Raw genomic sequence first — 25,328 nt, 5'->3', positions numbered from 1 at the left:
TTCAGGTCGGGCCGGCGCCGTACCGCGCGACGAGTGCGGCACCCGCGGCCGCGAGGGCCGCGCGCAGCGACTCCGGTTCGACGACCTCGGCGACGTGCGCCCAGGCCGCGAGGCGTCGGAGCAGCACCTCCTCGGCCGGGGCCGTGGCATGCACGCGGACGCGTCCGTCGGCCTCGACGCCTTCGAGAGTGGTGGCGCCGACCCAGCCGCGCACCTCGTCGACCATGCTCGGGTCGACGAGCACCACGGCGGATGCCCGCGCCCGGAGCTCGCCGACGCGCCCCTCGACCTCGCGCCAGGCGTCGTCGAGCGAGAATTCCGCGGGCGGCTCGAAGCGCTCGTCGAGCATCTCGAATCCGGCGACGCGATCGACGCGGTAGGTGCGCCGCTCGCCGTCTCGATCGCCACCATGGGCCTCTGCGACGAGATACCAGGCGGCGCCGTGCTCGACCAGGCCGAGCGGCCGGGCCTGGCGCTCGCGCGGCGGGCGCCCCCACGCCGTGTAGCGGAAGCGCACCACTCGATGTTCGACGACGGCGTGCTGGAGGTCCGCGAGCGTTGCAGCATCCGTCTCGCTCCCGCCAGGCCGAACGATCACCGCATCGGCGGCCGCCTCGGCATCCGCGCGGAAGGTGGCCGGCAGTGCCCGGAGCACCTTGCGCAGCGCCGACCGGCCGGCGTCGGACTCACCGGCCCGTGGCCCGAGCAGGAGGAAGAGGGCCCGCGCCTCCGACGCGGTGAAGCCGCTGAGATCGGTGCGGCCCTCGCCGAGCAGCGACCATCCGCCGCCGCGTCCGGGCTGCGGGTAGACGGGCACGCCGGCCCCCGACAGCGCTTCGAGGTCGCGACGGGCGGTCGCGACCGAGATCTCGAGCTCCTCGGCGAGCTCACGCGCGGTCACGCGCCCGCGCGCCTGCATCAGCAGCAGGGTGGCGACCAGGCGATCCGCACGCATGATCCCATTCTCCGCTGAAAAGTTGTCAGAAGGTGAGCACTTCTGCGTTCGATCATGGATGCATCGGGCGATGAGCGCCCGTCCGGCCGGCTCAGCCGACCATGAGAACGACCACGAGAAGAGGAGCCCATGCTGCGAGGCATCGCCACCGTCAACCTGTACGTCGAGGACCCCGACGCCACCGCCGCGTGGTACGCGGAGGTGCTCGGCATCGAACCGTACTTCCACACCGCCGGACCCGACGGGCGGAACGCCTACGTCGAGTTCCGCATCGGCGACCTCGAACAGGAGCTCGGGTTCGTCGACCGCCGGTTCGCACCGGCCGGCATGGCCGCGCCCGGCGACGACGCGCCGAACGGTGGCGGAGCCGCGACGGCCGGTCCGGTCATCCACTGGTATGTCGACGACCTCGCCGGATCGCTCGCCCGCCTCCTCGAACTCGGCGCCACCCCGCTGGATCCGATCACCGAGCGCGGGCCCGGCTTCGTCACGGCCTCGGTGGTCGACCCGTTCGGCAACGCACTCGGCATCATGACGAACGTGCACTACCTGGAGCAGGTCGGCGCCCGATCCTGAGACCGGGCGCCGAGCATGCCTGGCTCAGCCGGCGGCGCAGACCGTGCCGAGGTCGGTGATGCTCGTCTGCAGCGCGGTGATCTGCTCGCTCATCGCGTTCATGTCGGCGTTCGCCGGGTCGGCCATCACGCCGTCGAGGAACACCACGTAGTCGCCGAGCGCGGTGGCGGCGGCGTCGGCCGCGGGCTTGACCTCGGCGTTCTCGACGGCCGCCGCAGCCTCGGTCACCGACGCCGAGGCGCCCCGGAGCGCCTCGAGCGCCGCGGCCGGGTCGCTGGTGTCGACCGACGCGACGTCGGCGACGGCCGCCTGGATGCCCGCGCACGCCTCGGCGACGGCCTGGCCGGTGCCGTCCGACCCGCCCTCGGCATCGGGGGCCTCGCTCGTCGCGGGCGCCTTCGTCGCGGCGTTCGACGACTCGGCGGTAGGTTCGGCGGCCCCGGTGCACCCGCTGAGGAGCAGGAGTGCGATCGCAGCGGACGAGACGGCGCCGATTCGGCGGAGTGCAGACATGCGGAGATTCCCCTTCACGTGTTCCGAGGCCGGAACCGACCCCCCGGAACATCCAACCAAGGATCCTCCCCTTCGGGAAATGGGGAGCGCTCCCCGCGCGCGCCGCCTACGCCTCGGCCGCTGCGAACCTGCGGATGAACCCGACCTGCGCCGCGATCATCCGTTCGATCTCTCCCGGGTCGACCGACTCGTCCGACGCGTGGATGCGCGACTTCGCCGTGTCCTCTGCCCCCCAGAGCAGGATCGCGGCATCCGGGGACACCTTCTTGAGCGACGCGACGAGCGGGATCGACGCTCCGCTGCCGATCTTCTCGACCTCGACCCCGTAGGCGTCGGTGAGCGCGTCCTCGCCGGCGACGATCGCCGGGTGGGACTCGTCGACGTGGAACGGATACCCCGTCTTGACCTTCTCGACGGTGACCTCGCAATTCCATGGCCGGTGCGACCGCAGGAAGTCCATGAGCAGGTTGAGCTGCTCCTCGGCGTCCACGCCGGGGATGATGCGCATCGACAGCTTGGCCGTCACCTGCGGCAACAGGACGTTCGACGCCTCGGTCGTGTTCGGCAGGTCCATGCCGAGCACGGTGACCGAGGGCTTCGCCCAGATGCGGTCGGACAGCGAGCCGGTGCCGAGGAACTCCACGCCCGGCAGGATGGCGGAACCGCCGCGGTAGACGTCCTCGTCCATGTCGGCGCCGTCCCAGGTGCCGCTCGGTACGCCCGGGATCACGGTGTCGCCGTGTTCGTCGTGCAGCGAGTCGAGGATGCGGATCATGGCGGTCATCGCATCGGGCGCCGCGCCGCCGAACTCGCCGGAGTGCACGGGGAACTCCAGCGTGCGCACCGTCACCGTGCAGGCGACATCGCCGCGCAGCGCGGTCGTCAGCCCGGGCCGGCCCGCGGCCTGACCGCCGATGTCGCCGATCACGAAGGCATCGGCCGCGAACAGCTCGGGGTTCGCCTCGACGAAGGGCTCGAGGTGCGAGATCGTCTCCTCCTCGCCCTCGACGAGGATCTTGATCCGGCACGGCCGGTCGGCGCCGAGGAGCTTCAGCGTGCCGAAGTGGATCGCCAGGCCCGACTTGTCGTCGGCCGACCCTCGCCCGTAGATGCGTCCATCCTCCTTCGTGACGGGCTCCCAGGGGTCGGTCGACCAGCCCTGCGACTCGGGTGCCGGCTGCACGTCGTAGTGCGCGTAGAGCAACACGGTCGGCGAGCCCTCGGGGCCGGGCAGGTCGGCGTAGACGCACGGGTAGCCGTCGGGCACGTCGAGGAGCCTCACGCCGTCGGCGCCGGCATCCGTGAACAGATCGACGACGGCCTGCCCCATCTCGTGGACGGGCGCCGGGTCGAATCCGGGGAATGCGACCGACGGGATGCGCACGAGCGCCGCGTGGCGCTCGAGCACCTCGGGCATCAGCGCCGCGGCGGCGGACTTCAGGTCGTCGGACTCCGACATGGTTCCTCCTTGATCACACCGGGATGATCAGCTGCATGAGCAGGCCCGCGGCGACCACGGACACCCACGAGACGAGCATCGGGATGGTGAACGAGTGCCACACCGGCACCTGCGTGAGCTTCGTCGAGCCCGTGAGGTCGGTCTCGACGGCGGCGATCTGCGAGCCGTTGGCGGGGAACAGCCAGACGCCCACGAGTGACGGCCACATCGCGGTGATGACGCCCGGCGCGAGACCCGCGGCGAGCGCGATCGGCACGAGCGTGTTCGTGGTGGCGGACTGGCTCGTGGTGAGTCCCGCGACGACGAAGAGCGCGACCGCGAGCAGGATCGGCTGCTGCTCGATGAAGTCGCCGAGCGGCGCGATGATCGTCTCCTCGTTGGCGGAGATGAACGTGTCGGCCATCCAGGCGATGCCGAACAGCGCGACGGCGGCGACGAAGCCGGCCTTGAGCAGCGGCTGATCGACCACCGAGGACGGCTTCACCTTGCGGACGAGGATGATCGCGAGCGCGACGGTGAACATCACCATCTCGATGATCGTCGCCATGCCGATCGGCTCGAGGTCGCCGTCCTCGTTCGGGAACGACGGCCGCAGGCCCGAGAACAGGCCGAACAGCACGATGAGGAACGTACCGCTCAGGAAGATCCACGCCGACGTGGCTCCCCCCTTCGGCACCGGGTGCTCGATGCGCGCGGGGCGGGCGTCGGCGGCATCCGACCCAGCCGGGGCAGGCCGGCCCGAGGCATCCGCCCCGCCGCTCGACGGTGCACCCGCGCCGCCGGACCCGGTCGCGACGGCTCCGGTCGCCACCGCGTACCGGTCCTTGAGCACGGCCGGAACCTCGACCGCGCCGTCGGCGACGCGCTTGCGGAACACCGGGTCGTCGACGAGCTCCTTGCCGAGGCGCTGCTGCACGAGCGACGTCACGATGCACGCGACGACGGCGGCGGGGATCGTGATCGCGAGGATCTGCGGCAGGCCGTAGCCGGTGCCGTCCATGAGCACGAGGTACGCCGCCATCGCGGCCGACACCGGGCTCGAGGTGATGCCGAGTGCCGAGGTCACCGTCGACGACGCGAGGGCGCGCTCGGGGCGCTGGCCGTTGCGGTACGCCGTCTCGTAGATGATCGGGATGAGCGCGAAGTAGATGTTCGACGTGCCTGCCAGCAGCGTGAAGACGAACGCGACGAGCGGGGCGACGTAGGTGAGGCGCTTGGGGTTGGCCTGGATGATCTTCGACGCGATCGCGACGAGGTAGTCGATGCCGCCCGCGGCCTGCATCGCCGAGGACGCGGTGATCACGGCGATGATGATGAAGAACGCGTCGATGGGGATCGAGCCCGGCGGCAACTGGAAGCCGAACACCAGGATGGCCGTGCCGACGACGCCCCAGAGCCCGAGCCCGAGGCCGCCGGTCCGGACGCCCATCACGATGGCCCCGATGACCACGACGGCCTGCAGCACGACGACGAAGATGTCCACGGCGACCCCCCAGCACGCGATCCTTCGCTCACCATATCGCCGGGCTCAGTCGCGGGGCGAGCAGCACCGCGAAAGTCACCCGGGCGAGATGACTGGCGGCCAGCAGGCCGACCTGAGGCAACGGTCGAGCTGGAGAAGTATCCGGACTCTTCATGCGGGTACACTGCGGAGACCGGGTCGCATCGACGGGATCCGGCCTCGAAACACAGAACTTCCGATGTTGTTCCGTTTGCGGCATCCGCTCCCGCGTGTGAGCATCGAGGCATGGTCACCGCCGATCCGACCCGCGCCGCCTCGCTGGCGGCCGCGCTCGCCGCGTCCGCCGACGGCCCGGATGACTCGGGCCACGTCGACGCGCTCACCCTCGGCCGTCGCATCCGCGAGCGGCGAACGGCCCGCGGCATGACGCTCGGCGCCCTCGCCCAGGCGATCGACCGCGCCCCCTCGCAGGTCAGCGCGATCGAGAACGGCAAGCGCGAGCCGCGTCTGTCGATGCTGCGCACCATCGCGCTCGCGCTCGGCACCACCGTCGACGAACTGCTCCGCACGGATGCCCCCTCCGAACGCGCCGCGCTCGAGATCGCGGTCGAGCGCGCGCAGCGCGGGCCGGTCTTCGACGCGCTCGGACTCGAGCCGTTCCGCGTCGCGAAGACGATGAGCGACCAGACGCTCGCGACGATCCTCGCGCTGCACCACGAGATCGAACGACTGCACCGCGAACGCGCCGCGACCCCGGAGGAGGCGCGCCGCGCCAACGCCGACCTCCGCGCCGAGATGCGCGCACGCGACAACTTCGAGCCCGAACTCGAGCAGCAGGCGGCCGAGCTGCTGCAGGCGATCGGCTATGCGGGCGGCCCGGTCTCGCACCAGCTCGTCGCCGACCTCGCCTCGCATCTCGGGTTCTCGCTGCACTACGTCGGCGACCTGCCGCACTCGACCCGGTCGGTGACCGATAAGCGGCACGGCCGCATCTACCTGCCGACCTCGCAGTCGCCGTCGCGCGACTCGCGGTCGCCGATCCTGCAGGCGCTCGCGTCGCAGGTGCTCGGCCACGAGGAGCCGCAGAACTACGGCGACTTCCTGCGCCAGCGCATCGAGACGAACTACCTGACGGCCGCCATCCTGCTGCCCGAGGCGGCGGCCGTGCGCTACCTCACCGAGGCGAAGAACCTGCGCCGCATCTCGATGGAGGAACTGCGCGACCACTTCGCCGTCTCGTACGAGACGGCGGCGCACCGCTTCACGAACCTCGCGACCGCGCGCCTCGGCATCCCGGTGCACTTCGTGAAGGTGCACGAGTCGGGCACGATCATCAAGGCGTACGAGAACGACCGCGTGAAGTTCCCGTCCGACGCGCTCGGCGCGATCGAGGGCACGATCATGTGCCGCAACTGGACCGCGCGAACCGTCTTCGACGTCGAAGACCGCTTCAGCCCCTGGTACCAGTACACCGACACGTCGTCCGGAACGTTCTGGTGCACGTCGCGCATCGAGAAGGCGAAGGAGGGCGAGTACTCGGTCTCGGTCGGCGTGCCCTTCGAGCACGTCAAGTGGTTCCGCGGGCGCGAGACCCCGCACCGCGCGGTCTCCCGCTGCCCCGACCCGTCGTGCTGCCAGGCGCCCGCCGGGCTGGCCGAGAAGTGGGCGGATGCCTCGTGGCCCGCGGCCCGAACCCCGACCTCGCTGCTGGCGGCCCTGCCGACCGGCACGTTCCCCGGCGTCGACCAGACCGAGGTGTTCCAGTTCCTGGAGGCGCACGCGCCGCAGGCCTGACCCGCCACGCAGTACGCCTTTTCAGGACCAGAGCGCCGCTGGTCCGCATACGGGCGCATGACCGGTCTCGTCCTGAAATGGTCACGGGATTCGACACCCGGACGACCCGTCCGGCCGGGGCATCCGTTCGCGACACCCGAGGCTGGCGCGTCCTCGCACCCGCGCGGGAGGATGGACGCACCAACCGCATCGGAGTGATCCCGTGGGAACCACCGTCTTCGAACGACGTCGCCCGCCCGCCTCGGTCGTCGACCACGCGCTCGCCGGCACGCAGGAATCCGTGTTCTGGATCGTCGACCTCCCGGCCGCCGCCAGGCCCGACCGGCCGAAGCTCACCGGTCGCATCGTCGCCGACCTCGTCGTGATCGGCGGCGGCTACACCGGCCTCTGGACGGCACTGCTCGCGAAGGAGCGCAACCCCGACGCGCATGTCGTGCTGGTCGAGGCGCGCCGGGTCGGCTGGGCCGCGTCGGGCCGCAACGGCGGGTTCTGCGAGGCGAGCCTCACGCACGGCTTCGAGAACGGCATGAGCCGGTGGCCCGACGAGATGCCCGTGCTCGAACGGCTCGGCATGGAGAACCTCGACGCGATCGAGGCCGCCGAGTCGCGGTACGGCGTCGACTTCCAGTTCGAGCGCACCGGCCAGCTGGGCCCCGCGGTCGAACCGCACCAGGTCGAGTGGCTGCGGGAGATGGCCTCGGAGGCCGCGGCGCACGGCGACGACGACGTGGTGTTCCTCGACGAGGCCGCGGTGCAGGCATCCGTCGCCTCGCCGACGTACCTCGCCGGGCTGTGGGAGCGGCGCTCGTGCGGCATGCTGCACCCCGCGCGGCTCGCCGCCGAACTCGCACGTGCAGCCGAGGAGCGCGGGGTCGAGATCTTCGAGCGCTCCCCCGTGCGCCGCATCGACACCCCGGGTTCGACGGGCGCGGTCGAGGTCTTCACCGACGGCGGCCGCGTCGACGCGGCTCGCGCGGTGCTGGCGACCAACGTGTTCCCGTCGTTGATCAAGCGCAACCGGCTCATGACGGTACCGGTGTACGACTACGTGCTCATGACCGAACCGTTGGACGACGCGCAGCTCGACGCGATCGGGTGGAGGGACCGCCAGGGCATCGGCGACCTCGCGAACCAGTTCCACTACTACCGGCTCTCGAAGGACAACCGCATCCTGTTCGGCGGCTACGACGCGATCTACCACTACGGCCGTCGGGTGCGCGAACGGTACGAGCGCCGCCCCGAGACGTGGCGCACGCTCGCGAGCCACTTCTTCACGACGTTCCCGCAGCTCGCGGGGCTGCGGTTCAGTCACCAGTGGGCCGGCGCGATCGACACCTCGACGCAGTTCACCGCGTTCTTCGGCACGGCCCGCGACCACCGCGTCGCCTATGCCGCCGGGTTCACCGGCCTGGGCGTGGGTTCGACGCGGTTCGCCGGCGAGGTCATGCTCGACCTGCTCGAGCGCCGCGACAACGAGCGCACGCAGCTCGAGATGGTGCGCAAGCGCCCCCTGCCGTTCCCGCCCGAGCCCGCGGCATCCATCGGCATCAACGCGACCCGCTGGTCGCTCGACCGCGCCGATCACAACGGCGGCCGGCGCAACCTGCTGCTGAAGACGCTCGACGCGCTGGGATTGGGGTTCGATTCATGAGCGATGAGACGGCGACCGGCACGGATGCCCCCGCAGACGCGACCCGCCTCATCGCCGGTGCGGTGACGGATGCCTCGGGCCTGACACTCCGCCACGAACCGGTCGCGCCCGACCAGGTCGTCGCCGGCGCGCCCGAGACGGGGCACGCGGTGCTCGATGCATCCGCGCCCGATGCGGCATCCGGCCGCACGATCGGCGTCTGGGAGATGACGCCCGGCGCGATGCGCGATGTCGAGGCCGACGAGGTGTTCGTCGTGCTGGCGGGCGACGCGACGGTCGAGTTCGTCGATCCGGCGCTGCCGTCGATCGAGCTCGCGCCGGGTTCGCTCGTGCGGCTCGAGGCCGGCATGCAGACCGTATGGACGGTGCGCGAGACGCTGCGGAAGGTGTACGTCGCGCCGTAGCCGGTGACGGGCTACGCGACCGCCGTGTCCGCGGCGACCTGCTCGCCGTCGGCCGCCGGGCCGACCCGCTCCACGTGGAACGTCCGGGTGAACCGCTCGACGAACGAGGGTCGCCCGGCGAGCACCGAGACGCGGTCGATCTCGGCGGCGCCTGCGCCGGTTCCGTCGCCGGAGAGCAGCCCGGCGAACACCGGCGGCTCGGCCAGGAGTTCGAGGATCGCTTCGGGCGGCTCGGCCGACACCGCCCGAGCCGGTTGCGGCAGTGCGCCCGGGCCGACGGGCACGATGTCGAGGCGATCGCCGATCACCGTCGCGCTTACCGAGGCGCCGCCCACGTGCAGCACGTACTCGGTCGGCGGCAGCGCGGCGGCCTCGGCGGGCCGGAAGGCCGCTCGCAGCATCGTCGCGAGCACGTCTGCGGTGACGATCTCGTCGTCACCGGGTTCGCCGAGCGCCGAGATCCCCCAGCGTTCGAGCGCGAGCACGGCCGGCTCGAGCGCGCGACCGTAGGGCGTCAGCTCGTACCCGCCCCGCACGGTCGGCACGCGGCGGACGATGCCCGCCTCCTGCAGTTCCTTCAGTCGGTCGCTGAGGATGTTGGTCGGGATGCGCGGCAGCCCCTGCTTGAGGTCGCTGTACCGGCGCGCGCCGTGGAGCAGGTCGCGGACGATGAGCAGTGCCCATCGTTCGCCGACCCGCTCCACGGCGCGCGCGACGCCGCTGTACTGGCCGAGGCCTCGAACGGCGCGGGTGGCCATGTGCTCAGGCCGACGCCGGCGCGGCGCCCTGCTCGGTCATGTACGCCTCGGGGCCCTGGTCGACGGCGGTCGGCTCCATGTAGAGGAAGCCGAGCACGTTGCCGTCGGGGTCTTCGAGGTCGCGCGAGTACATGAACCCGAGGTCCTGCGCTTCGCGCGGCTCGGCGCCGCCGGCGGCGAGGCCCTTGGCCATGATCTCGTCGACGCCTTCGCGCGACTCGCGGGTGAACGCGAGCTGCACCTGCGCCTGCGTGGCGGGGTCGATGAGCTGCTTGTCGGTGAAGGTCGAGAAGTACTCGCGGGTGAGCACCATGAAGTAGAGGTGCTCGTCGATGACGACGCACGCGGCGTTCTCATCGGTGAAAAGCGGGTTGATGGTCCAGCCGAGCGACTCGTAGAACGCCTTGGCGCGGTCGAGGTCGGAGGTGGAGAAGTTGACGAAGATGCTGGTGGACATTGCTGGCTCCGGTCGGTCGATGCGGTCGAGTGATTCGGGATCCCGATGCCAAGCTTGCTCTTCGCAAGTGAACTTGTCAAGAGCAAGTAAACCTCGGTGAGCGCTATCGCTGCGTGCTCCGCCGCACGAGCAACGCCAGGTGCAGCGCCGTTTGCGTCTCGCCGTCATCGAGGTCCAGCCCGAGCAGGTCCTCGATGAGCGCGAGCCGCTGGTAGAACACCGAGCGCGACAGGTGCGATGCGGATGCCGCCGCCGTGCGGTTGCCGGGATGCGCGAGCATCGCCCCGAGTACGTCGAGCAGGTCGCCGCCGCGACCGAGATCGTGCTCGATGAGCGGTGCCAGCATGCGCTCGCCGTGCTCGAGCAGCCGGTGGTCGTCGCGGAGCGTCGCCACGAGCCGAACCAGCGGGCGGTCGTCGGCACGGCGCAGTACCGGTCCGCGTGCGGCGAGCGCCCGGCCGGTGCGAGGTGCAGCACCGCGCGCGAGGTCGACCGCCTCGTGCAGCGACGCGAGCGCACCGTCGAGGCCGACGGCCTCCGAGCCGACCGAGAGCACCAGGCGCTCGGCGGCCGGCGCATCGGCGGCGAGCGCCCGGGCGAAGGCGACCGCGGCGGCATCGGCGAGTGCGGCACCGCCCCGAGGCAGCGCGAGCAGCAGGGTCACGGCGGGCGACGGCACGCGAGCGCCCTCCGGGGCCGACCCGACCACGACCCGGCCGCCGAGGCCTCGCGCCGCGGCATCCGCTCGATCGGCGGTGACCGCGGCGCCCGAAGCAACCATGCCGTGCAGCCGCATCCCGTGCAGCGGCAGCCCCGCCGCCTCGAACCGTGCGGCCGCTGCACCCGCGCCGGCGAACCTCCCCTGCAGCAGGTCGTCGACGAGCCGGCGGCGTCCGATGCGCGCCCACTCGTCGCCGTCGCCGTCCGCGAGGCGCCCGAGGGCGAGCGCGATCGCCCCCTGCTCGAGCACACTCGACCGGCCTGCCGGATGCTCGGGGCCGGGCAGCGCGACCAGGTTCCCCCAGCGCACCCCGCGCGCCTCCACCGGGACGATGAGCCAGTCACCCTCGGTTCCCGACTCGGCGCGCCGGTCGTCGGCGCGCGGGTCGTCGGCGCGCCGGTGCGCTGCACGCGACCGCATCCCCCACCCGGCGAAGAGGTCCTGCTCGTCGGCGAGCGGTACCTCGGCCGTGACGACCTCGTGCCCGAGGTTCTCGAGCACCACTCCCGAGCCAAGCGTGCGCGCGAGCTGCTCCACGATGAAGTCGGCCGGCGACCCGCGCAGGGCCAGCGCCGTGAACCGTTCGCGCACGTCGTCGCGGGCACGAAGGGCGGCCGTCTGCTCGGAGATGATGCGCCCGTGCACGGCCTCGGTCAGCGCGACGAACTTCACCTCGCGGTGCAGCGCCACCAGCGCCAGCCCGCGCTCGCGAGCCGCGTCGACGACGACCGCGGGCACGTACCGGTAGTGCACGCCGAGCTCGACGACGAGGCCCGCGATACCGACGTCGACGAGTCCCTCGACGAGCGCACGCAGCTCGTCGGGTTCGGCCGGCCACCCGGACGCGGTCGTGAGCAGCAGCTCGCCGCCGTCGAGGAGCCGTGCGACGCCGGGGCTGTCGGAGACGTGCGCCCACCGCACGCGCGCGGCCAGGACGTCGCCCGCGTCGTCGCCGACGAGCACTTCGGGCACCCCCTCGACGACCGCGGGCAGCGCCAGGATCTCGCGCACGGTCGGCAGGCCGCCGCCGACCGATGCGTCATGCAGACGATCCGTCCGATTTGCGGCCCCTTCGCGACGATCTGCCACCCTTGCTCGCCCTTCGCCTTTGGAACACTGGGATTCGCAAGCCTAGACGACCCGGTCGATCTGTCCGACCGAGGTCGGCCAGAACCGCTCATGCGGCACGCGGCACCACCACGAACCCAGCACCACCATGAACCACGGAGGAACCCGGATGACCCTCATCCAGCACCACATCGCGGGCGAAGACCGCGCCGACGCCGAGCGGACCGGACCGGTCTACAACCCGGCGACGGGCGCGCAGGACGACGAGGTCGCGTTCGCGTCGACCGCCGAGGTCGAGCAGGCGATCGCCGCGGCGAAGGCGGCCCTGCCCGCGTGGCGCGCGACGGGTCTCGTGAAGCGCGCCGACGTGTTCTTCCGGGTCCGACAGCTCCTCGTGGACCGGCAGGACGAGCTCGCCGCGATCATCACGAGCCAGCACGGCAAGGTGCTCGACGATGCGAAGGGCGAGATCAGTCGCGGCATCGAGAACCTGGAGTTCGCGGCGGGCCTCGTGCACCTGCTCAAGGGCGAGCGCGCCGAGCAGGTCGCCCGCGGCGTCGACGTGCACTCGGTGAAGCAGCCGGTGGGCGTGGTCGGCTGCATCACCCCGTTCAACTTCCCGGTGATGGTGCCGCTGTGGATGGTCGCGTCGGCGATCGCGTGCGGCAACACCGTGGTGCTCAAGCCGAGCGAGAAGGATCCGAGCGCCTCGGTGTTCCTCGCGAAGCTGTTCGAGGAGGCGGGCCTGCCCGCAGGCGTCCTCAACGTCGTGCACGGCGACAAGGTCGCGGTCGACACGATCCTCGACTCCCCCGACGTCAAGGCCGTGAGCTTCGTCGGCTCGACGCCGATCGCGAAGTCGATCTACGAGCGCGCGTCCGCCAACGGCAAGCGCGTGCAGGCGCTCGGCGGCGCGAAGAACCACATGGTCGTCATGCCCGACGCCGACCTCGACTCGGCGGCCGACGCCGCGGTCTCCGCCGCATACGGCTCGGCGGGCGAGCGCTGCATGGCCGTCTCGGTGCTCGTCGCCGTGGGCGACGTCGCCGACGCGATGATCGAGAAGGTCGCGTCGCGCATGGCGGCGCTGAAGATCGGCGACGGCACGGATGCCTCGAGCGAGATGGGCCCGCTGATCACCCGCGAGCACCGCGACAAGGTCGCCTCGTATGTCACCGGCGCCGCGGCCGAGGGCGCCACGGTCGTGGTCGACGGCACGCAGGCGCAGTTCGACGGCGATGGCTTCTTCATCGGCACGTCGCTGGTCGACCACGTGAAGCCGGGCATGCGGGTCTACGAGGACGAGATCTTCGGGCCGGTGCTCTCGGTCGTGCGGGTCGAGACCTACGACGAGGCCGTCGAGCTCATCAATGCGAACCGGTTCGCGAACGGCGTCGCCGTCTTCACCCGCGACGGCCGCACGGCCCGGCAGTTCGAGTTCGACATCGAGGTCGGCATGGTCGGCGTCAACGTGCCGATCCCCGTGCCGATCGGCGCGTTCTCGTTCGGCGGCTGGAAGAACTCGCTGTTCGGCGACTCGCACATCTACGGCCCCGAGTCGATCCACTTCTACACGCGCTCGAAGGTCGTCACGACCCGCTGGCCCGACCCGAGCGAGTCGCAGGTCAACCTCGGCTTCCCGTCGAACCACTGAGCGAGGCCGCGATGACCGACACGATCGCCACCGCGACGGATGCCCCGCCGCTCGGCCTGCCCGACCTCGACGCCGACGCCCGCGTGCGCGCCGACGACCGGGCGCACGTGTTCCACTCGTGGAGCGCGCAGGCCCTGATCGACCCGCTGCCCGTCGCGGCGGGCTCCGGCTCGACGTTCTGGGACTACGCGGGCAACCCGTACCTCGACTTCAGTTCGCAGCTCGTGAACCTGAACCTCGGGCACCAGCACCCCGACCTGGTCGAAGCGATCCGCGACCAGGCCGGGCGACTCGCGACGATCCAGCCGTCGATGGCCTCCGACGTCCGCGGCGAGCTCGCCCGGCGCATCGCCGAGGTCGCACCGGGCGACCTCGACAGAGTGTTCTTCACGAACGGCGGCGCCGACGCGAACGAGTACGCGGTACGCATGGCCCGCGCGTTCACCGGCCGGCGCAAGGTGCTGTCGATGTACCGCAGCTACCACGGCGGCACGGGCACGGCGATCTCGCTCACGGGCGACCCGCGCCGCTGGCCGAACGAGCCGAGCGACGGCTCGGTCGCGCACTTCTTCGGTCCGTACCCGTATCGTTCGGCGTTCCATTCGGCGAGCGAGGCGGAGGAGACCGAACGTGCGCTCGCGCACCTCGAGCAGGTCATCGTGCTGGAGGGCGCGTCGACGATCGCGGCGATCCTCATCGAGACGATCGTCGGCACCAACGGCGTGCTCGTGCCGCCGCCCGGCTACCTCGAGGGCGTGCGCGCGCTGGCCGACAGGTACGGCATCGTCTACATCGCCGACGAGGTGATGGTCGGCTTCGGCCGGGTCGGCGAATGGTTCGCGGTGAACGCCTTCGGTGTCACGCCCGACCTCATCACGTTCGCGAAGGGCGTCAACTCGGGATACGTGCCGCTCGGCGGCGTCGTCATCTCGAAGCGCATCGCCGAGCACTTCGACACCGTGCCGTTCGCAGGCGGCCTCACGTACTCGGGGCATCCGCTGGCCTGCGCCGCCGGCGTCGCGACGTTCGAGGTGTTCGAACGCGACGGCATCCTCGAGCGTGTGCGAGACCTCGGCGAGCGCGTCGTCGAGCCGCGCCTGCGCGAGCTCGCGGCCGCTCACCCGTCGGTCGGCGACGTGCGCGGGCGGGGGCTGTTCTGGGCGATCGAGCTCGTGCGCGACCCCGCGACCCGTGAGCCGCTCGTGCCGTTCAACGCGTCGGGCGCGGTGGCCGCGCCGGTCGCCGAGGTCGCCGCGGCGTGCAAGCGCGCCGGGGTGTGGCCGTTCACGCACTTCAACCGCCTGCACGTCGCGCCGCCGCTCGTCATCTCGGAGGAGGAGCTGCGCCGAGGCCTCGACGTCATCGACGAGGCCCTGACGCTCGCGGACGCGCACGTCGTCTGAACCACCTCCGGGGACGCACCCGTCCCGCGGAGGCCGCCCGCGAGTACCATGGGCGGCATCCGCGGGTCCGGCCGGCGGCTCCGCCGTGCGGCCGCCCGCTCCCGGGAGGTGCCATGGACGGCAGACCCACATCCGATCGCGTCGAGGCGGTCGCCGCCGCGACGCCCTTCCGGCTGCTCTACGAGTTCTACCGACGGTCGGGCTACGAGCGGCGCAGACATGAGCCGGGCGTGCTCGACTTCACCTTCGGCGACCCGCACGACCTGGCGTCCGACGAGTACGTCGAGGCGCTGCGCGAGGCGGCCGTTCCGCGGCACGAACTCTGGTACGCCTATAACTTCGGCGACCGGGCGGCGACCGAGGCGGCCACCGAGTCCCTGCGCGAGCATCTCGGCATCCCGTTCGAGGTCGAGGACGTCCACCTGACGACGGGCGGGTTCGCCGCGATCTCGGCGGCGCTCAAGGTGGTCGCCGACCCGGGCGACGAGGTCGTGTACAGCCTGCCGCCGTGGTTCCTGTACGAGGGGCTGGTGCTCGAGGCGGGGCTGGTGCCCGTCAAGGTCTCGATCGACCGAGACACGTTCGACCTCGACCTCGACGCGATCGCCGCGGCCATCACCCCGCGAACCCGCGTCGTGATCGTCAACAGCCCGAACAACCCGACCGGGCGGGTGTATCCACCGTCGACCCTCGCCCACCTCGCCGACCTGCTCGAGGATGCGTCCCAGCGCCACGGCCGGCGCATCTTCCTCGTCTCCGACGAGGCGTACAACCGCATCGTGTTCGACGGCACCCGGTTCCGCAGCCCCGTCGAGTTCTATCCGTGGAGCTTCGTCGCGTACAGCTACGGCAAGACGCTGCTCTCCCCCGGCGAGCGCGCCGGCTACCTCGCCGTGCCGCCGTCGATGCCCGACCGCGAGGCGGTGCGCGCGGCGATCGAGGCGATCCAGATCACCGGGGGCTGGCTGTTCCCGAACGTGACGATGCAGTACGCGCTGCCGAGGCTCGAGCGGATCGCGTTCGACATCGAGCTCTTCCAGCGCAAGCGCGACACCATGCTGGCTGCGCTGCGCGAGATCGGCTACCACGTGAAGACGCCCGAGGGCACGTTCTACCTGTTCCCCGAGGCTCCCGGCGGCGACGACGCCGAGTTCGCGAGGGCGCTCGACCGGGAGGGCGTGCTGGTGCTGCCGGGCGGCATGTTCGAGACCCCCGGGTTCTTCCGCATCTGCCTGACGGCGACGATGGACACCATCGAGCAGAGCCTGCCGCGCTTCGCCGCCGCGTTCGCCTCGGTCGGCTGACGCTTCCGGCGCGGACGAGGCGGCGCGAACGCGGTGGTGCCGCCGCGCGCGGGCCGGTGCGGGTTAGCCTGAACGCATGGACTCGCAGGGCGCGCGCGGCATTCCGCGCCGCGGCTTCCTCGCGGCGGCGATCGCGGGCGTCGCGACGGTCGGCCTCGCGAGCTGCACCTGGGGTGAACCGACCCCGACGCGGACGGCGACCCCGAGCCCCACCCCCACCCCGACGCCCACCGTCGAGCCGACCCTGCCGCCGGGCGTCCCGGCCCCGACGGCGATGCGCCGGTCGCGCTGGGCGCGCGACCCCTTCGCGCGCGGCGCCTTCAGCTTCGACGCGATCGGCACGACCCCGAGACGCGCGAGCAGCTCGCGACCCCCGTCGCCGACCGCGTCTGGTTCGCGGGTGAGGCCTGTTCGGTCGACGCGCCCGGAACGCTGCACGGCGCGCTCGCCTCGGGGCTCCGCGCCGCCGACCAGATCGCGACCGTCGGCGCCGAGGGCGAGCGCATCGCCGTGATCGGCGCGGGCATCGCCGGTCTCGTCGCCGCGAACCACCTCGCCGAGCGCGGATTCGAGGTCGTCGTGATCGAGGCCCGCGACCGCGTCGGCGGACGCATCCACTCGGTCGCCGACGAGGCGACCACCGGCGACCCCGACGTCGCCGTCGAACTCGGTGCACTGCTCGTCGCGGCGCCGTCGGGCGAGGCACCGTCGATGGAACTGCCGGATGCCTCCGCCGACGCGATCGCCGCCCTCGCCGACCTGCTCGACGAGGCATCCGTCGACACGGTCGCCGTCACGCCGCCGGCCGACGCCCGCACGACCGACGGCGGTTGGGCGGCGATCCCTTCGACCGGCCCCGACGCGATCGCCGCGGCCCGGGTATGGGCGGAGTCCTGGCCGTACGACGTCGGCCTCGACGCCGCACTCGTCGGCAGCGGTGCCGGGAACCTCTCGACCGAGCCCGACACCGAGGGCGTGCCGGGGCCGTCGCAGGCCGACTGGTTGGCCTACACCCTCGCCAGCGGCGTCGAGCCGTCGACGGGCGCCTCGCCACGACTCGTCTCGGCGCGGCAGGCCGCGGCGCCAGGCCTCGACGCGCCCGCCCGGCTCGTGCGCGGACGCCTCGCCGACGCGATGGACGAACTCGCGGCATCCGTCGACGTCGCCGTCTCGAGCGTCGTGACCCGCATCGCCTACGACGATCGCCGGGTGAGCCTGCGGATGGAGACCGGCGAGTCGCTGCGGGTCGACCGCGTGATCGTGACCGCCCCGCTCGGGGTGCTGCAGACCGACACCATCCGGTTCGAGCCGCGGCTGCCGCGACCGCACCAGCACGCCATCTCGGTGCTCGGCATGGGCGCCGTCGACCTCGTCTGGCTGCGATTCGACGAGGCGTTCTGGCGCGCGGGCACCGCACCCGGCGACCCTCGCCGCGACATCCTGTCGGTCGTCGGCGAGACTCCCACGGTGGCGCTCTGGATCGATGCGAGCGTCGATGCGGTCGGCGACGCGAGCCCCGGCGGCGAAGCGCCCGTGCTCGTCGGCGTCATCGCCGCCGAGCAGGCTCGCCGACTGGAAGAGCTGGGCGACGACGAGTTCCGCGACGAGGTGCTCGCGAGCCTGGCTCCGTTCGCCGCCGCCGAGCCCACAACCGACGATTGACCGCCACGAGCCCAGCCGTGATCGCCACGAAGATCGCGAGGCACAGCAGGCAGTAGAGGATCACGCCGCCCCACCCGCCGACCTGCGTCTCGTCGAGGAAGAAGTACGGGAACCAGCCGACGTCCTGCCCGCGGATGAGCGTGTAGACCAGCCACCCCGACGGGAACACCAGCACCCAGCCGACCGTCGACCACGGCACCCGCGGATTCACGGCGATGATGCTGTCGGTCGTCCACGCGACGAGCGCGAGCGCCGGCACGACGAAGTGCAGCAGCGTGTCCGACCAGGGCACCTCGATGCGGTAGTCGCGTGTCGAGGCCTGGCTCACGATGAGTCCGAACACCACGCCCGACACCAGCACGTACACCGTCGCCATCGTGCGCACGATGCCCAGCCACGCCGGATCGCGCGGCGCGCTCAGCGCGAAGATCCCCCCGATGACGAGCACCACGACCGCGACGAACGCCGACTGGATCGTGAAGTAGCTGAAGAAGTTCGCGGTCGCGAAGAAGCGGAACCCCAGCACGTACTGGAAGTTGCCGACGATCGCCACGACCTCGAGCACCGCGACCGCGAGGCGGAATCCTCCCAGGAACCGGCGCGCGGTACGCGGGGACATGCTCCAACGGTACGCGGCCGTCGGAGCGCGGACGTCCGGCGCACCGGTCGGGTGGAACGATCCAGACGTCCCGTCTCCGGAGGATCGGCGGCGCGACCGAGCCTATGATTCCTCACGTGCGGCGTCAGCCACCCATGTCGTCGACCCGATCGCACTGACCCTGCGGAGTCGCCATGCAGTCGATCGCCCCGTCGAGCCCACGCCTGACCGACCGGCACCGCGAACGCGCGCGGCTGGAACGGCTGATCGCCGACGCCCGCGACGGCACGAGTGGGGCCGTCGTCGTCCGCGGGATGCCCGGGATCGGCAAGACCGCGATGCTCGACCACGTCCGCGCGAGCGCCGCCGGATGCCGCGTGCTGCGGTCCGGCGCGGTCGAGTCCGAGATGGAGCTCGCGTTCAGCGGGCTGCACCAGCTCTGCGCACCGCTGCTCGGCGATCTCGCCCGACTGCCCGAGCCCCAGCAGCAGGCCCTCGGGACGGCGTTCGGCATCCGGGAGGGTCCACCCGCCGACAAGTTCCTGGTGGGCCTCGCGACGCTGAACCTGCTGGCCGAATCGGCCTCGGCGCAGCCGCTCGTCTGCCTGATCGACGATGCCCAGTGGCTCGACCGGGTCTCGGCGCAGGTGCTCGGCTTCGTCGCACGGCGGCTGGGCTCCGAGTCGGTCGTGCTGGTCTTCGCGGCTCGCGACGGAGAGGACCTTCCCGAACTGGTCGGACCACCGGAGCTCGCCCTCCCACCCCTCGACGACCACGACGCGCGGCGACTGTTGGCGGCGGCGATCCGAGGCGGACTGGACGCGTCGGTGCGCGACCGCATCGTCGCCGAGGCCCGCGGCAACCCGCTCGCGCTCCTCGAACTGCCGCGGGCGTGGTCGACCGACGCGATCGCCGGCGGATTCGGGCTGCCCGACTCGGTCACCGTGCCCGAGCGGGTCGCGGAGAGCTATCGGCACCGGATCGAACTGCTGCCCGACGACTCTCGGATGCTCCTGCTCGTCGCCGCGGCCGAGCCCGTCGGCGACCCCGCACTGATCAGGGACGCGGCCGACCGTCTCGGCCTGTCGCACGACGCCGACCTGCCGGCCACCGCGGCGGGACTGCTCGACGAGCGGGGCGAGCTCGGCTTCCGGCATCCGCTCGTCCGCTCCGTCGTCTACCGGGCCGCCGCGACGGGCGACCGGCGTCGCGTGCACGCGGCGCTCGCGGCCGCGACCGACGCCTCCGCGGAGCCCGACCGGCGCGCCTGGCACCTGGCCGCGGCCACGAGCGGACCCGACGAGGAGGTCGCATCCGTCCTCGAGCGCTCCTCCGACCGCGCACAGGCCCGGGGCGGCGTCTCGGCGGCGGCGGCGTTCCTTCGTCGCTCGGCGATGCTGTCGCCTGACCCCGCGAGCCGCACGGCACGGATGCTCGCGGCGGCGCAGCTGAGCGTGCAGGCGGGTTCGTTCGCCGAGGCTCTGCACCTGCTCGACCGAGCCGAACGCGGGAGCCTCGACGCGGTCCAGCAGGTCACCGCCGATCTCCTCCGGGGCGAGATCGCCTTCGCCGCCGGCTATGGGGACGAGGCACCGCCGCTGCTCGCCGACGCCGCGGGGCGCATGGCCGGGATCGACGTGGAGCGCGGCCGCCAGACCTACCTCATCGCCTGGGTCGCGACGGTCTTCGCCGGAGCCCACGCCGATCCCGAAGCCCTGCCGCGGCTGTGTCGCGCCATCCTCGAGCTTCCGGGCTCGCCCGCCGATCCGTCACCGCTCGAGCTGCTCCTCGACGGACTCGCCTCGCTCATGCTCGACGGACCGGAGCAGGCCGCGCCGGTGCTCCGCCGGGCGGCACGCGTCCTCCCGGCACTCGGCGTGGCCGACGTGCTGCGCTGGGGATGGGCGGCGACTGCCGCGACGGACGCGACCTGGGATCCCGACGGCACGTTCGTCATCGCCGAACGGCAGAACGCCGTGCTCCGACGCCTCGGCGCGCTGGGGCAGCTGTCGCTGCCGCTGGCCGCGCTCGGCAACCACGCGATCTGGACCGGCGACCTGGCGGGTGCGGAGTCCATCGTCGCCGAAGCGACGAGCGTCGCCGCCGCGGTCGGCAGTCGGTTCCCGCCGACCGTCGAGCTCCGGCTCCTCGCGGCCCGCGGAGATCGTCGCGCGGCGGAGGCCCTCATCGAATCGACGATGACCGCGGCCCGCACCGAGGGCCAGGGCATGGCCGCCGCGAATGCGGATTGGGCGACCGCGGTGCTCGACAACGGGCTCGGGCGGTACGAGGACGCGCTGTCCGCCGCGCAGCGTGCCACCGCGGCGACGAACGAGCCGTTCGTCTCCATGTGGGCCCTGCCCGAGCTGATCGAAGCGGCGGCGCGGAGCGGCCGCCCAGATCTCGCGCGCGAGGCCCTGGATCGGCTCCGCCGCTCGACGCGGCCCTGCGGCACGGATCCGGCCCTCGGCATCGAGGCCCGGTGCCGAGCGCTGCTCGGCGAGGGCGCGGCCGCTGCGGAGGATCACCGCGAAGCGGTCGAACGGCTGGCCCGCACCTCCCTGCGCCCCGAACTGGCGAGGGCGCACCTGCTCGCCGGCGAGTGGTCGCGACGCGAGGGCCGCCGCGCCGAGGCGAGAGCGCACCTGCGCACGGCGCACGACCTGTTCGCGAACATCGGCATGGCGGGGTTCGCCGAGCGCGCGCGCCGCGAGCTGGTCGCGACCGGCGAGCACCCCCGTCGCCGCGGTGACGCCTCGCGGGAGGCGCTCACGCCGCAGGAGGAGCAGATCGCCCGCCTCGCCCGCGACGGACACTCGAACCACGAGATCAGCGCGCAGCTGTTCCTGAGCCCGCGGACCGTCGAGTGGCACCTCCGCAAGGTGTTCGCGAAGCTCGGGATCTCGTCGCGGCACGACCTGCCGCGCACCCTCGGCGCTCAGTCGCCCACGACGAGCACCACCTTGCCGGGGCCGGAGCGCCGCGCCCCGCCGCCGTAGGCCGAGCGCCCCTCCGAGACCGGCCGTTCATCGGCGACGACCGGGTGCACCCGACCGGCGTCGGCCAGGTCACCGATCTCCATGAGCTGCGCGACATCCGGTCGTACGACGAACCAGATCGCCCGCCGGCCGTCACGCGGCTCCGTGTCGGGCGGACGGGGCACCGCGATCGAGACGATCCGGCCCTCCGGTCCGAGCACGTCCCACGAGCGCTCCCAGGTCTGCCCGCCGACCGTGTCGACGACGAGGTCGATCGCGGTCGCGGCGTCTTCGAAGCGCGTTGCGCGGAAGTCGATCACCTCGTCGGCGCCGAGCGACTCGACGAACGCGGCGTCGCCCGCCGAGGCCGTCGCGATCACGTGGGCGCCGCGCCACGCGGCGAACTGAACGGCGAACGTGCCGACTCCGCCGGCGCCGCCATGGACGAGGACGCGCTGCCCGGGCATCAGCTGGCCGTGGTCGAACAGGGCCTGCCACGCCGTGAGCGCCGACAGCGGAACCGCGGATGCCTCGGCGTGCGTCAGGCCGGCCGGCTTCGGGGCGAGCTCGTCGACGTCGACCGCGACGAGCTCGGCGTCGGCGCCGTCGCGCCGGATGTCGATGAAACCGAAGACCTCCGCCCCGACCGCGACGGGCGCATCGTCGGCGAGCTCGGCACCCAGCGCGGCCACGACTCCCGATACCTCGTGGCCGATCACGATGGGCGGCGTCCGGGGGGAGCCGTCGTGCTCGAGCCACGAGGTCGGCCAGTCCAACTCCCCCGGGCTCACGCCGCTCGCCCGGACCCGGACGAGCGCATCGCGTGCGCCGATCCGGGGCTCCGGTGCGTCTTCGTACTCGAGCCGCGACGGATCGTGCGCGGCGTACGCACGGAGGGCGTGCATGATCACCGCACCGCCCGGAATGCCGCGCGCACTTCGTCGGAGAAGAGCTGCGGCTCCTCCCAGGCGGCGAAGTGCCCGCCGCGATCGACCGAGTTGAAGTAGGCGACGCCCGGGTAGACGATCTCGACCCAGCTGCGCGGCGCGGCCCAGATCTCGCCGGGGAACGCCGTGAACGCCACGGGCACCCGCGTCGGCGGCGGAGCCTGCCCGGCGGCCGCGACGGCCGCGAGGAAGCGCCCGAACTCCCAGTACCAGCGCGCGGCGCTCGCCCCGGTGCCGGTCAGCCAGTACAGGGTGATGTTGTCCAGGACATGATCACGGGTCAGGTTGCCCACGGGCGCCGAGTCGACGAACGCGCGCGAGATCTTCAGGAGGCTGTCGGTGTCGTGGTCGAGCATCCACGCCGCCAGGCCGATCGGCGAGTCGAGCAGGGAGTAGCCGATGGTCTGGGGTCGGGTCTGCTGCTCGAGGAAGTATCCGAACCCGTCGGTCGTGAACGTCTCGACCGCCGCCCGGGCGGCGCGCTCCTCGTCAGTCCCGGTCGGCAGCTGGTCCTTCAGGCCCAGCGCCGGCGCGAGCAGCGTGAGGTGGACGCCGATCAGTCCGGCCGCACCCTGGCGGGCCATGGCGTCGGTGACGTCCGCTCCGACGTCGCCGCCCTGCGCGACGTACCGGTCGTAGCCGAGCCGGCGCATGAGCTCCGCCCACGCCTGGCCGATGCGGCCGGAGTTCCAGCCGAGCTCCGTCGGGGCTCCCGAGATGCCGTATCCGGGCAGCGACGGCAGCACGAGGTGGAATGCATCCTCGGCGCGACCGCCGTACGAGGTCGGGTCGGTGAGCGGCCCGACCGTCTCGAGGAGCTCGACGACCGAGCCGGGCCAACCATGGGTCATGATGAGCGGCATCGCGTCCTCGTGCCGCGACCGCACGTGGATGAAATGGATCTCGACCCCGTCGATCTCCGTGGTGAACTGCGGCAGGGCGTTCAATCGAGCCTCGGCCCGCCGCCAGTCGTACTCGGTCGCCCAGTACCGGGCGAGTGCCTGCATGGTCGAGAGGCGGACCCCCTGGGTGCGGTCGTCCACGAGCTCGGGCGACGGCCAGCGGGTCGCCTCGATGCGTCGGCGCAGGTCGTCGAGCTGGTCCTGGGGCACGTGCATCGACGTCGGCCTGATCTCGGTCGGGGTGTCGACGATGGTCATGATCGCTTCCTTCCGTGGAAGGCCCGGCGGATCGGGCCTGCCACGAGCCTGCGCGCGATCGCCCCAGCGTCGCGCCCGCGCAGGCACGGGCGGACCACTGGTCGGACCGTCGCATCCGACGACCTCGCCTCGCTGCGCGCGGTGCCGCGGACTCAGTCCATCGGGCGGAGGATGCGGTCGAGGAACCGCCTCGTGCGTTCCTCGCGCGGGGCCGTGAACAGTTGCGCGGGGGCGCCGCGCTCGACGATCACGCCGCCGTCGAGGAACACCACCTCGTCGGCCACCTGCCTCGCGAACGCGAGCTCGTGCGTGACGATGACCATCGTCCAGCCCTCGTCGGCGAGCTCCTTGATGACCCGGAGCACCTCACCCGCCAGCTCGGGGTCGAGCGCGCTCGTCGGTTCGTCGAACAGCAGCAGGTCGGGCGCGAGCGCCAGCGCCCGCACGATCCCGACGCGCTGCTGCTGACCGCCCGAGAGTTCGAACGGGTACGCGTCGCGCTTCTCGGCGAGGCCGACGCGGGCGAGCAGCGCCTCGGCGCGGGCCACGGCCTCGGCGCGCGGCATCCGCTGCACCTGCACCGGACCCTCGATCACGTTCTGCAGCACCGTGAGATGCGGGAACAGGTTGTGCTGCTGGAAGACCATCGCCGAGCGGTCGCGCAGCGCGTACCTGGCGGCCTTCGACGGCGGCGCGGCGAAGTCGATCGCCGGCCCGCCGTCGACCTCGAGCTCGCCCGCGTCGGGCGTCTCGAGGCCGTTCAGCGACCGCAGCACCGTGGTCTTGCCCGACCCGCTCGGGCCGATCAGCGCGACCACCTCGCCGCGCCTGACCTCGAGGTCGACGCCGCGCAGCACCTCGTTCGCGCCGAACGACTTGCGGATGCCCCGGGCCCGCAGCAGCACCGAATCGTCGGGAGCCGCCTGCGGCGCGAGGGCGTCGCCCGGCCCACCTTCACCGGCGGCCCCGCCAGCACCGGCGCCGGTGCCGGCGCCCGGGCGTTCGATCGGGTCGTCAGACGGTTGCGACATGGCGGTCGAGCCTCCTCTCGATGCGCGACTGCCCGGCGGAGAGCACCAGGCAGAAGAGCCAGTAGACCAGCGCCGCCTCGAGGTAGAGCAGCATGAACTCCTGGCTGAATGCCGCGATCTGCTGCGACACCCGGAACAGCTCGGTCACGAGGATCAGCGACGCGAGCGAGGTGTCCTTCACGAGCGAGATGAACGTGTTCGACAGCGGCGGCACCGACACGCGCGCGGCCTGCGGCAGGATGATGCGCCGCAGCGTGCGCCCGGGCGACATGCCGATCGTGTACCCCGCCTCCCACTGCCCCTTCGGCACCGACAGGATCGCGGCACGGATCACCTCGGCCGCGTAGCCGCCGACGTTCAGCGAGAACGCGATGATCGCGCTCGGCCAGGGGTCGATGACGAGTCCGACGGCCGGCAGCCCGTAGAAGATCACGAACAGCTGCACGAGCAGCGGCGTGCCCCGGATGATCGACACGTACCCGCGCGCGAGCCCCGACAGCACCCGGTTCTTCGAGATCCGGGCGAGCGCGACGCCGAGCGCGATGACGAGGCCGATGACGAACGAGGCGAGCGCGAGCGGAATCGTTCCCGTCAGCCCGCCGAGGACGATCGGCCAGAACGACTCGAGGAACAACTGCAGGCTCTCGTTCAGGGGCGTCTCGTTCACGAGGGCCCTCCCTCCCGTGACAGGCCCGAGCGAGGGGTTCCGCTCAGCCGTGGTGTCACCGCTGCTGCGGAGACATCCGGCACGAACGGAACCGCTCGCGCGGTTG

Annotated in this window: 21 protein-coding genes and 1 pseudogene; 10 read left to right on the top strand and 12 right to left on the bottom strand. The window is 72.2% G+C overall.

Annotated features, from left to right (window positions below; translation table 11 throughout):
* Window position 1: 1 nt before the first annotated feature.
* Entirely contained in the window at window positions 2-955 is a 954-nt protein-coding gene (locus tag ELQ40_RS02880; protein WP_127792323.1) for a YafY family protein, read from the bottom strand.
* A gap of 129 nt (window positions 956-1,084) precedes the next feature.
* Between ELQ40_RS02880 and ELQ40_RS02875 the strand changes: the two genes are divergently transcribed.
* A complete protein-coding gene (locus tag ELQ40_RS02875; RefSeq protein WP_127792322.1) occupies window positions 1,085-1,531 on the top strand; it encodes a VOC family protein in 447 nt (148 codons plus the stop codon).
* A 24-nt stretch (window positions 1,532-1,555) separates the two neighbouring features.
* Here the strand turns inward: ELQ40_RS02875 and ELQ40_RS18710 are convergent, their stop codons facing one another.
* From ELQ40_RS18710 to ELQ40_RS02860, 3 genes are all read right to left on the bottom strand, one after another.
* Window positions 1,556-2,044: a hypothetical protein gene (locus ELQ40_RS18710; RefSeq protein WP_164863454.1), complete on the bottom strand. Its 489-nt coding sequence runs from the start codon at window positions 2,042-2,044 to the stop codon at window positions 1,556-1,558.
* A 106-nt stretch (window positions 2,045-2,150) separates the two neighbouring features.
* Complete coding sequence (locus ELQ40_RS02865) at window positions 2,151-3,503, bottom strand: M20/M25/M40 family metallo-hydrolase (protein ID WP_127792320.1); 1,353 nt, start codon at window positions 3,501-3,503, stop codon at window positions 2,151-2,153.
* A 13-nt stretch (window positions 3,504-3,516) separates the two neighbouring features.
* A complete protein-coding gene (locus tag ELQ40_RS02860; protein ID WP_127792319.1) occupies window positions 3,517-4,986 on the bottom strand; it encodes an anaerobic C4-dicarboxylate transporter family protein in 1,470 nt (489 codons plus the stop codon).
* 264 nt (window positions 4,987-5,250) lie between these two features.
* On the opposite strand from ELQ40_RS02860, the gene ELQ40_RS02855 reads away from it, so the two are divergent.
* The 3 genes from ELQ40_RS02855 to ELQ40_RS02845 all read left to right on the top strand — a co-directional run bounded on the left by ELQ40_RS02855 (window position 5,251) and on the right by ELQ40_RS02845 (window position 8,814).
* Window positions 5,251-6,759, top strand: coding sequence for an XRE family transcriptional regulator (locus ELQ40_RS02855; RefSeq protein ID WP_127792318.1), 1,509 nt, complete (start codon window positions 5,251-5,253; stop codon window positions 6,757-6,759).
* Window positions 6,760-6,961: 202 nt separating this feature from the next.
* Window positions 6,962-8,410: an FAD-binding oxidoreductase gene (locus tag ELQ40_RS02850; RefSeq protein WP_127792317.1), complete on the top strand. Its 1,449-nt coding sequence runs from the start codon at window positions 6,962-6,964 to the stop codon at window positions 8,408-8,410.
* Complete coding sequence (locus ELQ40_RS02845) at window positions 8,407-8,814, top strand: cupin domain-containing protein (RefSeq protein ID WP_127792316.1); 408 nt, start codon at window positions 8,407-8,409, stop codon at window positions 8,812-8,814. Before ELQ40_RS02850 ends, ELQ40_RS02845 begins: the two co-directional genes overlap by 4 nt.
* Before the next feature lie 11 nt (window positions 8,815-8,825).
* Here the strand turns inward: ELQ40_RS02845 and ELQ40_RS02840 are convergent, their stop codons facing one another.
* The 3 genes from ELQ40_RS02840 to ELQ40_RS02830 form a co-directional block, all read right to left on the bottom strand.
* The gene (locus ELQ40_RS02840; protein ID WP_127792315.1) at window positions 8,826-9,572 is read right to left on the bottom strand and encodes a helix-turn-helix domain-containing protein; all 747 of its coding nucleotides are present in this window, start codon (window positions 9,570-9,572) and stop codon (window positions 8,826-8,828) included.
* Window positions 9,573-9,576: 4 nt separating this feature from the next.
* Window positions 9,577-10,029: a VOC family protein gene (locus ELQ40_RS02835; protein WP_127792314.1), complete on the bottom strand. Its 453-nt coding sequence runs from the start codon at window positions 10,027-10,029 to the stop codon at window positions 9,577-9,579.
* A gap of 103 nt (window positions 10,030-10,132) precedes the next feature.
* Entirely contained in the window at window positions 10,133-11,761 is a 1,629-nt protein-coding gene (locus ELQ40_RS02830) for a PucR family transcriptional regulator (protein ID WP_127792313.1), read from the bottom strand.
* Window positions 11,762-11,987: 226 nt separating this feature from the next.
* On the opposite strand from ELQ40_RS02830, the gene ELQ40_RS02825 reads away from it, so the two are divergent.
* From ELQ40_RS02825 to ELQ40_RS19305, 5 genes and pseudogenes are all read left to right on the top strand, one after another.
* Window positions 11,988-13,472, top strand: a complete 1,485-nt coding sequence (locus ELQ40_RS02825) for a CoA-acylating methylmalonate-semialdehyde dehydrogenase (protein ID WP_127792312.1) — start codon at window positions 11,988-11,990, stop codon at window positions 13,470-13,472.
* Between the two features lie 11 nt (window positions 13,473-13,483).
* Window positions 13,484-14,875 (top strand): aspartate aminotransferase family protein, encoded by a 1,392-nt coding sequence (locus ELQ40_RS02820; protein ID WP_127792311.1) that lies wholly within the window; start codon window positions 13,484-13,486, stop codon window positions 14,873-14,875.
* A gap of 113 nt (window positions 14,876-14,988) precedes the next feature.
* Complete coding sequence (locus ELQ40_RS02815; RefSeq protein ID WP_127792310.1) at window positions 14,989-16,179, top strand: aminotransferase class I/II-fold pyridoxal phosphate-dependent enzyme; 1,191 nt, start codon at window positions 14,989-14,991, stop codon at window positions 16,177-16,179.
* A gap of 288 nt (window positions 16,180-16,467) precedes the next feature.
* Window positions 16,468-16,599, top strand: a pseudogene (locus ELQ40_RS19385) (hypothetical protein); the annotation flags it as partial.
* A gap of 90 nt (window positions 16,600-16,689) precedes the next feature.
* Window positions 16,690-17,841: an NAD(P)/FAD-dependent oxidoreductase gene (locus ELQ40_RS19305; RefSeq protein ID WP_127792308.1), complete on the top strand. Its 1,152-nt coding sequence runs from the start codon at window positions 16,690-16,692 to the stop codon at window positions 17,839-17,841.
* On the opposite strand, the gene ELQ40_RS02800 is transcribed toward ELQ40_RS19305, so the two are convergent.
* Complete coding sequence (locus ELQ40_RS02800; RefSeq protein ID WP_127792307.1) at window positions 17,726-18,460, bottom strand: Pr6Pr family membrane protein; 735 nt, start codon at window positions 18,458-18,460, stop codon at window positions 17,726-17,728. The genes ELQ40_RS19305 and ELQ40_RS02800 overlap by 116 nt on opposite strands.
* A 173-nt stretch (window positions 18,461-18,633) precedes the next feature.
* Between ELQ40_RS02800 and ELQ40_RS02795 the strand changes: the two genes are divergently transcribed.
* Entirely contained in the window at window positions 18,634-21,438 is a 2,805-nt protein-coding gene (locus tag ELQ40_RS02795) for a helix-turn-helix transcriptional regulator (protein WP_127792306.1), read from the top strand.
* Here the strand turns inward: ELQ40_RS02795 and ELQ40_RS02790 are convergent.
* The 4 genes from ELQ40_RS02790 to ELQ40_RS02775 all read right to left on the bottom strand — a co-directional run bounded on the left by ELQ40_RS02790 (window position 21,378) and on the right by ELQ40_RS02775 (window position 25,222).
* Window positions 21,378-22,322: an NADP-dependent oxidoreductase gene (locus ELQ40_RS02790; protein ID WP_127792305.1), complete on the bottom strand. Its 945-nt coding sequence runs from the start codon at window positions 22,320-22,322 to the stop codon at window positions 21,378-21,380. The two genes, ELQ40_RS02795 and ELQ40_RS02790, sit on opposite strands and share 61 nt — an antisense overlap.
* Before the next feature lie 2 nt (window positions 22,323-22,324).
* Window positions 22,325-23,524: an epoxide hydrolase family protein gene (locus ELQ40_RS02785; protein WP_127792304.1), complete on the bottom strand. Its 1,200-nt coding sequence runs from the start codon at window positions 23,522-23,524 to the stop codon at window positions 22,325-22,327.
* A gap of 152 nt (window positions 23,525-23,676) precedes the next feature.
* On the bottom strand, window positions 23,677-24,555 hold the full coding sequence (locus tag ELQ40_RS02780; protein WP_127792303.1) for an amino acid ABC transporter ATP-binding protein: 879 nt from the start codon (window positions 24,553-24,555) through the stop codon (window positions 23,677-23,679).
* Entirely contained in the window at window positions 24,539-25,222 is a 684-nt protein-coding gene (locus ELQ40_RS02775; protein ID WP_240665912.1) for an amino acid ABC transporter permease, read from the bottom strand. Before ELQ40_RS02775 ends, ELQ40_RS02780 begins: the two co-directional genes overlap by 17 nt.
* Window positions 25,223-25,328: the final 106 nt, after the last annotated feature.

The sequence above is a fragment of the Agromyces sp. LHK192 genome (assembly GCF_004006235.1).
GTDB lineage: Bacteria > Actinomycetota > Actinomycetes > Actinomycetales > Microbacteriaceae > Agromyces.
Note: the sequence above shows the minus strand (reverse complement) of the source record. Positions and strands in the feature narration are given on the sequence as shown.